Raw genomic sequence first — 16218 nt, 5'->3', positions numbered from 1 at the left:
TTGAATAGGTTGTATTATGTCTTTCGACAAATTTATTTTAAAAAAGGCAGGAACCAAAGCTTTACCTCAACTTATAACATTATTTTAGTTTATCGTTGTTTTTGTGGCGATCTTTGTCACGAACGGATTTCAAATCCATTTTCTTATCAAAGGCAGATTGCAAATCGATTCCTGTTTGATTAGCCAAACACAGCACAACAAAAACTACATCGGCTAGTTCTTCTCCAAGGTCTTTATTTTTATCACTTTCCTTTTCGGATTGCTCTCCATAACGACGGGCAATAATACGGGCAACTTCACCAACCTCTTCTGTCAGTTGTGCCATATTGGTGAGTTCATTGAAGTAACGAACTCCGTGTTCTTTTATCCAGGTATCTACGTCTAGTTGTGCGTTTTTTAGGTTCATGGTTGTATTTTTATGACAAATATACAAAGGCACAAACTCTTACTATATTCTTTTAAGAACTATTTTTTCATTTTGCTTTTCAATCATTTTTTGATAAAATTCTTTGATTGAACCATAAAAATCAGGTGAAACGAGAGCAACATTTATCTCTTTGGTTAACATAACCTGTATTCTATTATCTTGAGAAACTACATTCATTGAGAAGAACATCTCTTTGCTATCTGTTGTCATTTTTATAGTCTTAGGAAGCGACTCTACAACATAACCCTCGGGGATTTCATAACTAATACTATATTTCTCTAATTTGGGATATCCAAAATAGATTGACATTTCTCTTTTTTCCTGAATAAAAGGATTATGTGATTCTGTAAAAAACAATATCGGATTGATGTATATTTTATCACCAATAATCTCAGCATGATTATTTGATGTAAAAGTAAAGCTCTGGACAATAGGCTCTGTCAGATTAGTTTTTTTATTATCAATGGTATATCCTTGAATTCTAACACCATTTAAATCATTTTCTAATTTTTCAAGATAATTATCTGTATCCATTTCTGCATACTTATCTCTAAAATTGTATGCTTCATAATTTGTTAGGTATAATCTAAACTTCCCTTCCATTCCTCCAGCTTTATCTAATTTCACCATCAAAGTATAATTTTCACTTGAGGTATTTGTAGGTACTAGCTCCACTTCTTGAGAAATTCCTTCTTGTTTAATAAGCCGCCCTTTCCAATTTAAAACATTAAGAGGTAAAATGTTTTGCGTTGTATATTTATGAGAGGCATCTAATAAAATTTGTTTTTCATCAATAACTACTGAAGCTATAACATAATTAAAACCTGTTCTATTAGGGAAAACAGGTTTTCCATGCTCTTTTGTACTAACCAATACTGGACTTGCCTCAAATCCTGCCAGTTTTAGCATTGAGATAAGTATAAAATTTATTTCAGCAACATTTCCAATTCTAGCACTATAGGCTTGTTTTACACCTTTATCCGTGTAATATCCATTATCATTGTTCCAATGCATTCTATCTTGAACAAATTTAAAAACTACTGCTAGTCTCTCTTCCTTAGAATCAATTCCTTTTAAAATTAATTTAACATCATTTAGAAGATAAGAACTCTCTTCTAACTCTTTCCCAAAATCTTTATCTGCATAAATAGTTTTAGCTACACCATCCCAATCTTTGGAATAATTTTTTTCCTTTTCTTCTGGAAAATTTGTTTTTTCAAGTTCATGATATAGTGCCGATTGATAATTTTGAATATTATCCACAAAACTTTCTTCCTTTAATGCTGGAATATTTTCTGCACTGTAATTACTTTTCAATTGACTGAAAGTCAAATTGACTGATTGATGATATTCATTATCAAACGAAAAACTTCCACCTGCAACTTTTGAGTCAACTTTAAGATCTATATAACCTATCTGAATAGGCTTATAGGTAAAAAAGGAAGGGATGTTAGTAGTATATTCCGCTGAATTTACTGGTATTTTCTCTTGAAAATAGAACGCAGGAAATTTAACGATGTTTTCGGTTTTCAAAACATATTTAAACTCTATAACGGATCCCTCTTTTACATTTGGCAGAGTTATAGTTGCCTCATTCCAATATTTATTTACATTCTTCTTGAAACTACCTTCATTGTTTAATTTAGTTTTAACAATGGAGCCATTTACTAGATTATAGGTTGCTGCACTAGAAAACTCAACAATGTCGTCGCTATAATTTTCATAGCCCACATAATACGGAACCGTAAAATTAGCCCAATCATAACCTTCTTTCTTATAAATTTTTATTCGTATCGTCACTTGTGTGATAGCCGTAAAACCTCTATCTCTATTGTAATCAAAATTGGTTTTACCGTTCTTAAATAATATTGCAGCAACTGCACTCGTATCTCTTGGATGCTGTTTTTCTTTTAACTCTGCAATTGATACTTTTCCTATTTCAAAGTTTTGACCCTTTATTTTTACAGATGAAAACAAAATAAACAATCCAAAAAAAGTTATAATTCTTTTCATTACTTACACTTTCTTTAAGACAATCTTTTCAGTTTCCTTAGCTATTACTCCCTGATAATATTCCTTTAGCATTGAATAATAATCTGAAGAGACAATTGGAGTGTTAATTTGATCCGTAATAGATAACTGAATTTTATTACCAGAAGTATTGGCAATAAATTTAAAACCTCCCAAATTATCTTCCATATTTAATTGAGCCGATTTTGGTAATGACTCTATCACATACCCCTCAGGAATGTTAATAATAATATTGTACCTATCCACAAAAGCAAAACCATAATCAATAGGATATTCTCTTGTTTCCTGTTTAAAAGGATTCTGCACTTTAGTAAAAAACAACAGTGGATTAATATATATTTTCCCTCCTATAATATCACATAGATTGTCACCAGTAAAAGAACAGGTTTCTACAATTGGTAATTTTATATCCTTTTCATTGGTCCGAGAATAATCTGAAATTTCGATTTTTTTATTTTCATTTTCTAATTTTTCTAAATATTCCTCTTCTTTTATATTTTCAATCTCTGATCTAAAACTCATCGCATTATGATCTGTTCTTTGTCTTCTTAATTTGCCAGAGATTTTTCCCGCAGCATCAACATCATAAGCCATCATCACAACATCTGTAGATGCTGTTTTAGGCATTAGATCGACCTCTTCAGATGACCCGTCTTTTCTAATTAATCTTCCTAACCAATTTAAGTCTCGAAACGGCAATACATTTGGAGTAGAGTATTTACTTGTCGCATCCAAGAGTATTAATCCATTTGGAATTTCTACTGCTGCAATCACATAGTTATATGCGCTCCTGTTTGGAAAAATTGAAATTCCGTTAGATCTGGTACTTACTAATACTGGATTTGCTGTTAAGCCTGCACTTCGTAACATCGCAGTGAGCATTAAATTAATTTCGCCTACATTTCCAATTTTATTTTTATACGCCTGTTTAACACCATTCTCACAAGAATACCCATAGTATTCATTCCATTTCACAGCTGATTTCACATAATTTAAAATTGCTGAAATAATTTCATCTTGTGCTGTTAAGCCTGCAGTAATCGTTTTTAAATCCTGTTCAAAATATCCAGTTTTATTTAATTCTGGGCCAAAATCATCATATTCATAAATAGTTTTTACAACGGCATTCCAATCCGTCGAATAGGGCTTTATAGCTTCATTGGGATATTGTGTCATCGACAATTCCTGTGCTATACTGACCGTATAATTATCTATATTATTCACAAATGCCTCATCTTTCATAGCTGGCAAATCTTGAGTAGTATATAATGTTTTTGTTTCTTGATAATCAATTTTATCGTTTGAAAACTCAGTTTTTGTAGCTCCTCCAAACCCTCCTTGTTGAATTCTTTCTTTACTAGTTATTGTAAATGATTTTGTCGATTTTTCAATAATTCTTTTTGGCGAAATAAAACCTTTCATTTTAGTATTATAAACAAAATACTCTGGTACATAAGTTATATATTCCACATAATTCACAGGAATGTCAGTTTGAAAATTAAACTCTTTTAGCATTCCTATATTATTTGTTAGTATAGTGTACTTAAATTCCAATACGGAACCTTCTTTTACATTAGGTAAAGTTATTTTCTTTTTACTCCAATATTTATTAACTACCTCTTGAAATTCCCCTTCAGATTTCAATTTTGTTTTTTCAATTTTTCCGGCCACTAAATTATAAGTTACTGCATCCGAAAAAATCACTTTTTCTTTAATACTACTACTTCCTGAAATAAATCGCACCTCTTGATTTGCCCAATCATAACCTTCCTTTCTATAGATTTTGACACGCATAGTCACCTCATTTTTAACCTTAAAACCTTCATTTTGCACATATTCAAAACTAGTTTCTCCCTTTTTAAATAATACTGCAGCTACCGCCGATGAATCTTTAGGATGTACTTTTTGTTCTAATTCGGCCACTGAGACTTTCCCTAATTTAAATTCCTGTGCATTTACATTAGAAAAAAATAGAATTAGAAAAAATGGAATGATTACGTTTTTGATTTTCATTTGGAAATTAGCTTTTGGTTAAAATTATTTTGGCGTTATCGTTTCTGGAAATTTGTTCTCTAAAAAGACGATATTCGTCATATTCTTTATTCGTATACAATCCTTTTTTCAAAAAAAACCTTCTCTTGTAAACGATATTATTATTGTCCTTTTTTATAATTTCTGTTTTATATTCCCCAAATTTTCCATTAATTTCAACATTACTTGGAAGAAATTCGATTGAAAAATTAGCTGGCAAAACAATTTCAATTTCATCTAAATCTAAATATCCTCTTGAAATTTCCATAGGATTCTTTCTATTTCGGATTCGTTTTACACTTTGAGTTGATTGATTGAAAGCATTTAGGGCAAACATCATTTTATTTGCCGACACGTTCCCATAATTCACTGCAGTTATTTCGGCATTCTCTGTAAAACTTATTTTATCACTATCATTTTTAAAAGTGATTTTTTTAATTTTCAGATTATTAATAGTACTCCAGTAGTCTTTATAAAAAGCTTCCATTTCTAATGGAGAAAGTTTGTCATTATTAAATTTTTGGTTGTACTGCGTTCCTTCCGAAACTATTCCAATTTTTCCTAAAAAATCTCCATTTTCAGCAATAGAATAAACTCCTTTACTAATTTGTACATTCTCCGTATCTTCATATATTCTTGTTCTTACTATTTCTCCACCTTCTGGTTTTACTACCAAGACAATCCGATCGTCAGTAAACATTCCTTGATAACCAAAAGGATCTACTTGACTTGTACATTCTAAAAAAATATATTTATCTTTATTTGGGATAGCCAAAATCATGTGATTCCCTTGCATAGAAACAAAATCCGTTTCAATATCACGTTTCCTTGAACTACCATATAAAATAGTATTAAAAGATGGTACATCAACAGCCTTCAGAAGTGCCTTGGTATAATTACTCAATGCTTTACAATCTCCATAACCCAATCGATCCACGTCACCAGCCAACATTGGTTTCCATCCTCCAATACCAATGCTTATATTAACGTATCTTGATTTTTCCTGAACATATTTATAGATAATTTTTGCTTTCTTAATCGGATCTGTTTCAGTACCCACCAAAGCTTTCATTTTTGCCTTAGTTTCTTCTGGTAAATCAATAGTTCCCTGCAGAATTTTTTCACTGTACCACTTACCAAATTCCGCCCAAGTTTTAGCAACTCCATCCACACCTTCTAAATGAAAAAACTCTAATCCCATCATTACTCTTGGTAAAAGATAACTGTTAGAAGGGCTGGCAATTTCCTCTTTTTGAGCTACTATTTTTGTTGCCACATAGGAAAGATTTGTTGATGTCTCTACCGTTTTCTTTACATTAAAATTAGAAAAATTAAATTCTTTGTATTTAAATCCTAGGTTTGAAGGAAAACTTAAGTTGAGAATACTTTTTTCAATAGTTACAGCATAATCATTCAAAGGTATCCATTGGGGAATAAAAGCTGTATTGGATGTTTCTAATTCACTTTCAAAAACGACAGTAAATGGATACTGGATTGGAGTATAATCCAAATAAATATATCGACTCTCCGAAAAAAGAGTACTTCCGCTTACAGCGCTAACATCTCTGAAGTCTGCTTTTTTTATTTTTTTGATTTCTTTCCCAAAAGCATCGTAAACTGTTGCTAATATGCTCCTAACTGGTTTATGATTGTCATAATTTTCAGAAGCTTCAACTGCATCTAATCCATGTTCATTTAGAACAGTTACTACCCTCTTCCTTTTAATACTCATGCTACGTTGCGACGCAATTACAATATCAATTTGATTCAAACGGACAATAGCATTAGCATTTTCTTTAAGACTATCGGAAATTGTTAGGGTACTATAATCACTTTTTTGAGCAGAAAGTAAGACTGAAGTAAATAATAAAAAAACAGTAAAAGTGGGAAAAAATCTATGAAACATAAAGGAGTTTTAGCGGCGAAATATAAGAAAATTTTGTTTAAATAAAACCCAATTTTTTATTTATTTTTTATAGCCTCTGCAATCTAAAATACAATTCCTATCATTTCAACCTGTGCGATATAGGATCCATTTATGACATAATAAAGTCGAAACCATCATTACATTAGTTCCATTTTACACATATTTGTTTTCTTAAAAAACCTCTACACTCCACTAAAAATTGTAAAACCACCATCTAAAGTTACTTTTGATCCAGTTGCAAATTTAGAAGCATCACTTAACAGCCAAACTAATCCGCCAACTAATTCATCTGGACTACCAAAACGACCGTAAGGTGTGTTTTGGATTACCAAATTCCCTCTTTCTGTCAAACTACCATCTTCATTGGTTAATAAAGTTCTGTTTTGTTCTGTTAAGAAAAACCCTGGTGCTATTGAATTCATTCGAATTTTATCTCCATAACGTTTAGCAAGTTCTACAGCAAACCATTTGGTATAAGAATCAATAGCAGATTTTGCCAAACTATATCCTAAAACTTTAGTCATTGCTGCCACAGTAGATACTGAAGAAATGTTTACAATACTACCTCTACCAACAGTATCTTTTATAGCTTCTCCAAAAACTTGAGTGGGTAAAAGAGTCCCAAATAAGTTAAGGTTCATTACTTGTTGTAGAGCATCCATATTTAGTTTAAAAATATCTTGATTGGGTTGTACTACTGCATCCGGCATGTTTCCTCCTGCTCCATTTACCAAACCATCAATTTTTCCGTATTTTGAAAGTACTAAATCGCGAGCTGCAATTAAATCGGCTTCTTTGGTAACATCCGCAATTAAAGCAATTGCTTTTCCTCCTTTATCAATAATTGCTTGGGTACGCTCATTAGCTACTTTTTCATTTCTACCTAATATACAAACTGTTGCTCCAGCCTCGGCAATTCCATTCACAAAAGCTTCCCCTAGAATTCCAGTAGCTCCTGTAACTACAATAACTTTATCATTTAATAAAAAATCTGTTTTCAATTTTGGTTATTTTTAAATTAGTATTTTCAACTTCAACCGAGAAAATTACGGCTTTTATTAACAAAGGAAATTAATCCATTAAAAAAACGGTCAATCCTCTTGCTCCGTGGGCTCCCAAAACTAAGGACTGTTCAATGTCAGCCGTTTTTGAAGGCCCAGCTATAAAAGTTCCAAAACCATATTCTTGATTTCCAATCCGATCGTATGCATGATGCATTTTGGCAACGATGTCATTTTTGTTTACGGCTATAGCTAAATATTGTGGAATAAACGTTGAAACTCGTTGTCCCATTAAATCATCTGTGACCCAAAGTGCACTGTTTTCGGCTACGCCAAAATGTGCTTTAACTAAAATTAATTCAGCATCTTCTAAAGAATGTGGATCATCGTCACTCCAATCCAAATTGGCTACTTCAGATAGTTCCGTAAGAGTCGTTAATATACGTTTATTGGTGTCGAAGTTTTGTCTAACAAAATCAATAATTTCAACATAGTTAGATACTTCTACAAAATCTCCCCCGATGCTTTTTAAAACTGTTTTATATTGATCTAAAACATCTAAATTAGTTTCCTTCAATGGTTCTAAATTTGGAAGTTCATTCACTTCTTTCGGCTGATTTTGTTTTATTTTTTGCAAAATTGCTTCTTTACTACTCATCGTTTTTTCTTTTAGTTGCTTTACCATTTTTCTTATACCATTCTCTAAAAGATTCTTCTGGAACTTCTGGCATTTCACGTTGATCGTACCATTTATTCAATTTATTGTTTACCAAACCAGACAAATTCTTCATTGCAAAACGCCCTGTTTTACCTGCAATATCAAACACCATTGGATTTGCTAAAACAGTAGCCATAGTTTTCATAGCTATTGTTTTGACTTTTGGCGTATAACCCTCTTGCACCAAAACCTGTCTCCATTTGTACAATTGATCATGAATGTCAATTTTTACAGGACAAACATTCGTACAAGAACCACATAAAGTACTAGCAAATGGCAAATCGGCATTCTTTTTCATATCCAAATTAGGAGCTAAAATTGAACCAATTGGTCCAGCAACGGCATTATGATAACTATGACCGCCACTTCGTCTATAGACTGGACACGTATTCATGCAAGCGCCACAACGAATGCATTTTAATGAATTTCTAAAATCCTCGCGCCCCAATTGTACACTTCTTCCATTATCAACAATCACAATATGAATTTCTTTTCCTTCTCTTGGTTTTTTAAAATGACTCGAAAAAGTAGTTATCGGTTGTCCTGTAGCGCTTCTAGCTAATAATCTCAAGAAAACACCCAAATGTTTACGTTGCGGAATTAATTTTTCAAACCCCATACATGCAATATGTACATCGGCTAAATGTGCGCCCATATCTGCATTTCCTTCATTGGTACAAACCACAAATTCTCCAGTTTCGGCAACTGCAAAATTCACTCCTGTTAAAGCTGCTTTACGAGTTAAAAAAATATCTCTTAAATGGTGACGCGCTGATTCAGTTAAATATTGCGGATCAATATTTCCTTTTTCTGTTCCAAGGTGTTCATAAAAAGTTTCGCTAACATCTTCTTTTTTAAGATGAATTGCCGGTAAAACAATATGGCTTGGTGGTTCCTTTCGAAGCTGAACAATACGTTCTCCCAAATCAGAATCAATAACATCAATGCCTCGTTCTGTCAAATAATCATTCAAATGACATTCTTCGGTAAGCATAGATTTTGATTTTACCATTTGTTTGACATTATGTTTTTCTAATATCGAATGGACGATAACATTGTGCTCCTCAGCGTTGGCAGCCCAATGAACGATAATTCCGTTTTTTTGAGCATTAGCTTCAAACTCCACTAAATAGTCATGGATATTTGAAAGCACATTGAGTTTAATTTGTGATGCTGTTTCTCTAAGCAATTCCCATTCTGGAATTTGATGCGCAGAACGATCTCTTTTTTCACGAACAAACCAAAGTGTTTCATCATGCCAGTTGACGCGCTCTACATCTTTATTGAAAATCTCAGCGGCTTCACTATGTGATATGTTATTTTTCATATTGAATTTAATATTTCGGCAATATGAATGATTTTAATGGGACTATTTTGTCTACGCAAAATCCCTTCCAGATGCATTAAACAAGACATATCTCCGCCTGTAATGTAATCAACTTGGTATTTTTCGTGATCTTTGATACGATCTTGTCCCATTTTTACAGAAATAGCTTCTTCAGTCACACAAAAAGTACCTCCAAAACCACAGCATTCGTCTTTTCTAGTTAATGAAACTAATGCTAGTCCTTTAATATTATGAAGTAATTGTTCGGGTTTTGAAAAAAAAGGAGCATTTAATTCACTCATTTGCGAAAGCTTTAATCCACGCTGACCATGACAACTTTGATGCATTCCAACTTTAAACGGAAAATCTCCTTCGATACTTTTTACTTTTAAAATATCAGTAATAAATTCGGTTAACTCGTAAACATTTGCTCGAAGTCTAGTTGCTTCTTCTTCATTTGTATCACTATGCAAATGTTCTTTTACGTGCATTACACAACTCCCTGAAGGACAAACGATATAATCAAAATCTGCAAAATTGGTGATAAAATTAGCATCACAACCTTTCGTTAGATGCTGGTAACCGCTATTGGCCATTGGTTGTCCGCAACAAGTTTGCTTCATCGGAAAATCAACATCACAACCTAACTTTTGCAATAATTCGAATGTAGCAATACCTACTTTTGGATAGAATTGATCTACATAACAAGGAATAAAAAGTCCAACTTTCATATGCGAATACTATTTTTAAGAATATCAAGTCTTGATATTTCTTAAGATTCATCTTATTGAGATTAATAATTTTATTGATTTCAAAGTTAAAATAATAATGGAACCAATTTTTCCATTCTGAAATTTTATTTTAGAAATTGTGAGGTAATTTGTTTGTCAAAAATTCTCTAACCTTTAGTCTAAATATCAGAAAATACGAAAGAAATTAATAAATTTTATTTTTTTCTTTTAAAAAAATACTTAAAATTAACAATCAATGATCTCGTATATTATTTTTAAAAGATATATTTGTGTAATCGATTACGCTAAATATTTAATTTTCGCAATATACTATCTTTAATGATACTAAAATGAACTAAAAGCTTCTTTTAATTTTAATGTATAGAAAATCTATTAAAATCTAACATCTTAACTCTTTACAAAATAATGAAATTCAAATTTAATCAGTTATTATTTCTTGTATTTGCAATAACATTATCAAGTTGTCATATAAATCTTTTTGCACAAAATACTAGTTCATCCAACGATTACTATGCTGGAATTGAATTTAAAATGAACAAAATAAACGAGCCTATTATTCCAAATAACACGGTAAATATTGTTGATTTTGGAGCAGTAAACGGAGGAACTGTTTTGTGTACCAAAGCTTTTGCTGATGCTATCGATTCTGTTTCCAAAAAAGGAGGTGGAAAAGTAATTATTCCTCCTGGAATTTGGCTTACTGGTCCAATTATTTTAAAAAGTAATATCGAATTGAATGCTCAAAGTGGATCATTGATTAAATTTTCGACCGACAAAAATTTGTATCCAATTATTGAAACCAGTTTTGAAGGCTTAAATACTTGGCGCTGTATTTCTCCCATTTATGGAAAAAACCTTGAAAATATTGCATTTACTGGAAATGGTATTTATGATGGTTCGGGTGAAGCTTGGAGAATGGTTAAAAAAGATAAATTAACAGAAAGCCAATGGGCGAGTTTAATAGCATCTGGAGGAGTATTAAACGATAAAAAAACAAGTTGGTATCCATCCGAACAATATATAAAAGGAAATAAAAATGCTGATCAAAATGTTCGTTTTGATTTAAAAACAAAAGAACAATTTGAAGAAATTCGTGATTTTCTTCGTCCCGTTATGGTAAGCATTCAAAATAGTAAACGTGTTTTATTTGACGGCCCTGTTTTTCAAAACTCTCCTGCATGGAATATTCATCCTTTACTGATTGAAGATTTAATTATACGTAACACAACCGTTCGTAACCCCTGGTATTCCCAAAATGGAGATGGTTTGGATGTAGAATCATGTAAAAATGTATTGGTAGAAAATTCTAGTTTTGATGTTGGTGACGATGCTATTTGTATCAAATCAGGAAAAGATAAAGATGGTCGTGATCGTGGAGTTGCTTGTGAAAATATCATTATTAGAAACAACATCGTTTATCATGGGCACGGAGGTGTAACTGTTGGAAGTGAAATGTCTGGCGGTGTAAAAAACATGCATGTTTCCAACTGCACTTTTATGGGAACTGATGTGGGCTTACGATTTAAAAGTGCTCGTGGACGTGGCGGAATTGTAGAAAATATCTTTATTTCGGATATTTTCATGACCAATATTCCATCGCAGGCCATTTCTTTTGACTTGTATTATGGTGGAAAATCAATTGCAGAAAAATTGGCTGAAGGAGAAAATAATACTATCGCTGCAACCGTTTCAGTAGATGAAAAAACACCGCAATTTAAAAACATCATTATCAAAAATATTTATATTAATGGTGCCCAACAAGCAGTATTTTTACAAGGATTACCTGAAATGAATTTAGAAAATATCGAAATTTCTAATTTAATAGGTAAAGCAGATAAAGGTTTTTCTATCATTGATGCAAATGGAATTAAACTTCATGATATCAATTTAGACATTACAAACAGTACTGTTTTTGAAATTTATAATGGTAAAAACATGTCTTTGAAAAACATTAATTTCGATTCGACTTCCCAAAAAGCGGTAACCATAGATGGTGAAGCCAGTAAAAACATAGAATTGATTTCGAATGCTAAAACAGACTTTAGAAAAAAAACAACTGTCGGTAAAAATGTAACAAAAGGTGTTGTAAAAATGTAATTACCTCAGTTTTTATAAATTTAAAAAGGTGTTTTTACTAGTAACTAAAATTCTCTTTTCTTGTTTGCAGTTATAAAGAATCATCAATATTCTTTTCTGAAATTTGATTGGTAGTTTATGGCATTATATATCCATATATTAGCAAACAAATACCGCTTAGTGTTTATCTGTCTTAATCAAAACTATGTTAACATTCAATAAGAAATACTTTCTCTTAACAATTCTGATTTTTGTTACAGAAGTCCTAATTGCCTTATTTGTTCATGATGATATAATTCGCCCATACATTGGTGACGTATTGGTTGTAATTTTGATTTACTGTTTTATAAAATCCTTTTTAGAATTGCCTGTTTTACCTGTTGCTATATTTGTTTTATTGTTTTCTTTTGGCATAGAATTTCTTCAATATCTACATATTGTTGAAAAACTGGGTTTACAAAAATCAAAAGTTGCGGCTACAGTTATTGGAACCTCATTTGCTTGGATTGACTTGGTATGTTACGTAGTCGGAATTATTTTTGTTTTTATTGTAGAAAAAGGGTTTAAAAATAATGTAGCTCTTAATAAAAACTAATCGTGCGTTCGGTTTTAACTAAAAGAAATATTTAATTTTATAACTTCGTTTTTGTTTGACCAAACCAATAAATTCAAAATACCTCAAAACAAGTTCGTCGCTAAAAACCAACAAAAAGCAAAAAATGAAAAAATTTATTATCATAGTAGTTTTAATTTTGACCGCTAATGCTTTTGGTCAAAAGAAAACCGAAAAATCGAACGAAATAAAATCTGAAAATTCACAATCAATTTCTGAAGAAGATACTATCATCAAAGTTGTCCATGTAATTAAATTTAAAAGCGGAAAAAATCCTGCTTACTTTTTGAATGGAAAACTTGTTGATCAAAGTATTCTAAAATTTTTAGATCCAAATAAAATTAAAAATCTCACAGTTGAAAAAGAAAATATTGAGATAGGGAATATTAAATATGCTGGTAAAATTATAATTGAAACAAAAAATAATTATAAGCCCAATTTAATTTCTTTAGATGAGTTAAGAAAGAGATACACAACACTGGAAGAAGGATCAGTAATTTTTCAAATTGAAAATGAAATAGTTGATGGTAATTACAAGACATATTTAGTTGACAAAAATTACATCTTGAAAATAACAGTTAATAAACTTGAAAGTCTAAATTTAAGTGTCATAAAGGTAATAAGTAAATCCGAAGAAAATATAAAAAAATCAAACGAAATAATAATTCGCGGAGATACTATTCATTAAACACTTAATAGCGTAAATACACTAAAATTATTTACATCTTTTAATCTATTTCTATTTAAATTCTTTATTCATTTTTATCAACATTTTGTAGCGTAACATTGCTTCAACCAAATAATAATCACCATAACTGAGTGGCGTGTCAATTTCGGTTTTATTGGGCATATTCCCTACCCCGTGTTTTAGTAAAAAACCACCATTTGTTCCCACAGTTGCAATATATTCTGGTGTTAGCAAATTCGATAAAATAGTTTTGGCAGTATCATAATAGCGTGTTTCTTCTTTTTTACCGACATAACCACCTAACTCCAATAAAGCCGAAGCAATCAATGAAGCCGCCGAAGAATCTCGTAAAGCATTTGGAATATTTGGCGCATTAAAATCCCAATATGGAATTTTATCTTTAGGCATATTAGGATGATTTAAAATATAATTTGCAATATTTTGTGCTTGTTTTAAATACTTTGTATCCTTTGTTTCTCTGTACATTACTGTATATCCATACAATCCCCAACCTTGACCTCGCGCCCAAGACGAATCATCAGCAGCACCTTGATTTGTGATTTGTTTGGCCACTTTTCCAGTTTCATTATCGTAGACCACTTCATGATACGAACTATAATCTTTCCGAAAATGATTGATCATCGTTTTATCGGCGTGTTGAACAGCAATTTTGTAATAAGTACTGTCTCCACTGTGTTTAGTTGCCCAGAATAAAAGTTCCAAGTTCATCATATTATCAATAATTACTGGAGATTCATCTTTTGAAGCATGATTCCAAGGCGCACTATCCCATGATTTTATACACCCAATTTTAGGATTAAATCGAGTTGCTAATGATTTAGCACTATTCATCAAGATGTCTTCATATTCTTTGCTAGGATTTAATCGTTCTGCATTTCCGAAACTACAAAACATCATAAAGCCTAAATCGTGAGTAGTGGTATTGAATTGTTCTTTTTTTAAATCTCCTAACACATTTAATGCTTCTTTTTTCAATTCAGGAGTTCCTTTTGCTTCAACCAAATATAACAAAGTTCCAGGGTAAAATCCACTACACCACCAACCAGAATCTGAGGTTTCCAGTTTGTTTTTATCTACTGAATAAGTTTTAGGATACTTTCCAAGAGTTACTTGTTTACTCAAATAAGTATATTGTTGTATTGCCGTTTGTAAAGTGGCATTTACTTTATCTTCTAAATTTTGCTTTCGAAAACCTACAGCTACAAAAAATACAGCAATTATTATCAATAAATAATACTTCTTCATATGACTATTTAATTATAAGTAACTTTTTTAATTCAATAATACGCACAGGTTGAGGAACTACATTTGCCAATCCTTCCCCATCTGCTTGACTTACATTTTGAGAAAAAATATGCAATTTCCCTTTATCATTCCATAACTCTTTATCAAAATTAGGCTCCCACTGTCCCACAGAATAATCTGTAACATCAGTAACTTTCCATTGTTTTTTATCCAAATTGGTATATCCTAAAGTTATTTTATTAGCTCTTTCTTCATCTCTAAAAAGTAAATAAAGCATCGATTTGTTAACTAAAATTTCAGGACGTGAAATCGGAATCTTTTTTGTTCCACCTCCTCCCAAAACAAAAGGGTTAATATGGAAATCAGTGTCAATTTTATTCCACTTCCCTTTTTTCAAATACACTACTTTATATTCTGGTACTCCATTATCATCCCAATAACTTGCAATATAGGGATTATCTACATCATCCACAGTCATAGACGTTTGATTAATTAAGCTACTCTCTTGAGGAACTTTCCACGCAATTTCCGCACTGGTCTTGGTTATTGGTAAACCGTATTTCTCACCAGTTGATTTTTCCCAAGTTTGTCCACCATCTGTTGAAAAAGCATAACAAATATCATTATTAGTGGAAACATCCCAACTTTCTCGCCAAACCCATGACATATAAATTCCTTTTTTACCTACACAAATTTGCCAATATGCACTGCGTTGATTTTCACCATCGAGTAAATTATTTTGTAAAGAAGTCCATTTTTGAGTTTTCACATCATACGACTTCATAATCATATTGCCTCTTCCCGAAGCCCCCGAACGGTAACAAAACAACAATTTCCCGTTAGGCAAATTATGAAATTCTGGATAGGTAACTTTGGTTTCATCATAACCTGTCATCGATTGTTCTTCACCTAACTCTAAACCAAAAGGCATTTTACTTTTTGCATAGCGTAAACGAGTATCATGTTGGTCCCAACTTACGTGAAGAAAGCCATCTGCATCTATCGCAATACTAATACTATTATGAGCATCTTTTACATTTCCGTTATAAGGAGTAATTATTGTTTGCCATTGATTAGAGTTCAATTTTCGCTTTGCCAAAACCATCTTACCATCTGGATTGTAATAGCCCGTAAATTGCCAATTTTTAAATGATGTTAGAGCGCTATTTCTAAAAATAACGGTGTTGACCGAATTGTTACTCCAACCCAAACCTATTTCACTTTCATTCGTTTTTAGCTGTGCAGTACCATTAGTACAAAATAAAATCATCAACACAATCAAACTTTGATAAATGATAGCTTTTCTATTAAATTCCTTTCTTAAATAATTGAACATCATTTTTATTGGTTAGGTAGGTAAT

General features: G+C 31.7%; 13 protein-coding genes. 3 read left to right on the top strand and 10 right to left on the bottom strand.

From position 1 onward, the window contains the following. Positions 1–79 precede the first annotated feature (79 nt). The 8 genes from CLU82_RS11545 to CLU82_RS11510 form a co-directional block, all read right to left on the bottom strand. On the bottom strand, positions 80–406 hold the full coding sequence (locus tag CLU82_RS11545; protein ID WP_100843242.1) for a nucleotide pyrophosphohydrolase: 327 nt from the start codon (positions 404–406) through the stop codon (positions 80–82). A 42-nt stretch (positions 407–448) separates the two neighbouring features. After that, the gene (locus CLU82_RS11540) at positions 449–2440 is read right to left on the bottom strand and encodes a DUF3857 domain-containing protein (protein ID WP_100843241.1); all 1992 of its coding nucleotides are present in this window, start codon (positions 2438–2440) and stop codon (positions 449–451) included. Between the two features lie 3 nt (positions 2441–2443). Further along, positions 2444–4471 (bottom strand): DUF3857 domain-containing protein, encoded by a 2028-nt coding sequence (locus tag CLU82_RS11535; protein WP_100843240.1) that lies wholly within the window; start codon positions 4469–4471, stop codon positions 2444–2446. 7 nt (positions 4472–4478) lie between these two features. Then, positions 4479–6395 carry a DUF3857 domain-containing protein gene (locus CLU82_RS11530; protein ID WP_100843239.1) on the bottom strand — a complete coding sequence of 639 codons (1917 nt, stop codon included), beginning with the start codon at positions 6393–6395 and terminating at the stop codon, positions 4479–4481. A 203-nt stretch (positions 6396–6598) separates the two neighbouring features. After that, positions 6599–7417 (bottom strand): SDR family oxidoreductase, encoded by an 819-nt coding sequence (locus CLU82_RS11525; RefSeq protein WP_100843238.1) that lies wholly within the window; start codon positions 7415–7417, stop codon positions 6599–6601. A gap of 70 nt (positions 7418–7487) precedes the next feature. Next, positions 7488–8075: an LUD domain-containing protein gene (locus CLU82_RS11520; protein ID WP_100845013.1), complete on the bottom strand. Its 588-nt coding sequence runs from the start codon at positions 8073–8075 to the stop codon at positions 7488–7490. Beyond that, the gene (locus tag CLU82_RS11515; RefSeq protein ID WP_100843237.1) at positions 8068–9462 is read right to left on the bottom strand and encodes a lactate utilization protein B; all 1395 of its coding nucleotides are present in this window, start codon (positions 9460–9462) and stop codon (positions 8068–8070) included. Before CLU82_RS11515 ends, CLU82_RS11520 begins: the two co-directional genes overlap by 8 nt. Continuing rightward, positions 9459–10193 (bottom strand): (Fe-S)-binding protein, encoded by a 735-nt coding sequence (locus tag CLU82_RS11510; protein WP_100843236.1) that lies wholly within the window; start codon positions 10191–10193, stop codon positions 9459–9461. The genes CLU82_RS11515 and CLU82_RS11510 overlap by 4 nt, the downstream gene beginning before the upstream one ends. Positions 10194–10619: 426 nt before the next feature. Between CLU82_RS11510 and CLU82_RS11505 the strand changes: the two genes are divergently transcribed. The 3 genes from CLU82_RS11505 (at position 10620) to CLU82_RS11495 (ending at position 13591) form a co-directional block, all read left to right on the top strand. Then, positions 10620–12311: a glycoside hydrolase family 28 protein gene (locus tag CLU82_RS11505; protein WP_100843235.1), complete on the top strand. Its 1692-nt coding sequence runs from the start codon at positions 10620–10622 to the stop codon at positions 12309–12311. Between the two features lie 184 nt (positions 12312–12495). Beyond that, the gene (locus CLU82_RS11500; protein WP_100843234.1) at positions 12496–12885 is read left to right on the top strand and encodes a DUF2809 domain-containing protein; all 390 of its coding nucleotides are present in this window, start codon (positions 12496–12498) and stop codon (positions 12883–12885) included. Positions 12886–13009: 124 nt separating this feature from the next. Further along, entirely contained in the window at positions 13010–13591 is a 582-nt protein-coding gene (locus CLU82_RS11495; RefSeq protein WP_157813350.1) for a hypothetical protein, read from the top strand. A 51-nt stretch (positions 13592–13642) separates the two neighbouring features. Here CLU82_RS11495 and CLU82_RS11490 read toward each other — a convergent pair whose 3' ends face one another. Both CLU82_RS11490 and CLU82_RS11485 read right to left on the bottom strand, forming a co-directional pair. Next, complete coding sequence (locus CLU82_RS11490; RefSeq protein ID WP_100843232.1) at positions 13643–14857, bottom strand: glycoside hydrolase family 88 protein; 1215 nt, start codon at positions 14855–14857, stop codon at positions 13643–13645. A 4-nt stretch (positions 14858–14861) separates the two neighbouring features. Then, positions 14862–16196, bottom strand: a complete 1335-nt coding sequence (locus CLU82_RS11485) for a BNR repeat-containing protein (protein ID WP_232735241.1) — start codon at positions 16194–16196, stop codon at positions 14862–14864. Positions 16197–16218: the final 22 nt, after the last annotated feature.

The sequence above is a fragment of the Flavobacterium sp. 5 genome (genome assembly GCF_002813295.1).
Taxonomy (GTDB): domain Bacteria; phylum Bacteroidota; class Bacteroidia; order Flavobacteriales; family Flavobacteriaceae; genus Flavobacterium.
The sequence above is the reverse complement of the archived record's forward strand: the minus strand, read 5'-3'. Positions and strand labels throughout refer to the sequence as shown.

Coding starts and splice junctions, on each gene's coding strand:
- CLU82_RS11545 (WP_100843242.1), bottom strand. CDS start 406: ATGAACCTAAAAAACGCACAACTAGACGTAGATACCTGGATAAAAGAA.
- CLU82_RS11540 (WP_100843241.1), bottom strand. CDS start 2,440: ATGAAAAGAATTATAACTTTTTTTGGATTGTTTATTTTGTTTTCATCT.
- CLU82_RS11535 (WP_100843240.1), bottom strand. CDS start 4,471: ATGAAAATCAAAAACGTAATCATTCCATTTTTTCTAATTCTATTTTTT.
- CLU82_RS11530 (WP_100843239.1), bottom strand. CDS start 6,395: ATGTTTCATAGATTTTTTCCCACTTTTACTGTTTTTTTATTATTTACT.
- CLU82_RS11520 (WP_100845013.1), bottom strand. CDS start 8,075: ATGAGTAGTAAAGAAGCAATTTTGCAAAAAATAAAACAAAATCAGCCG.
- CLU82_RS11515 (WP_100843237.1), bottom strand. CDS start 9,462: ATGAAAAATAACATATCACATAGTGAAGCCGCTGAGATTTTCAATAAA.
- CLU82_RS11510 (WP_100843236.1), bottom strand. CDS start 10,193: ATGAAAGTTGGACTTTTTATTCCTTGTTATGTAGATCAATTCTATCCA.
- CLU82_RS11505 (WP_100843235.1), top strand. CDS start 10,620: ATGAAATTCAAATTTAATCAGTTATTATTTCTTGTATTTGCAATAACA.
- CLU82_RS11500 (WP_100843234.1), top strand. CDS start 12,496: ATGTTAACATTCAATAAGAAATACTTTCTCTTAACAATTCTGATTTTT.
- CLU82_RS11495 (WP_157813350.1), top strand. CDS start 13,010: ATGAAAAAATTTATTATCATAGTAGTTTTAATTTTGACCGCTAATGCT.
- CLU82_RS11490 (WP_100843232.1), bottom strand. CDS start 14,857: ATGAAGAAGTATTATTTATTGATAATAATTGCTGTATTTTTTGTAGCT.
- CLU82_RS11485 (WP_232735241.1), bottom strand. CDS start 16,196: ATGATGTTCAATTATTTAAGAAAGGAATTTAATAGAAAAGCTATCATT.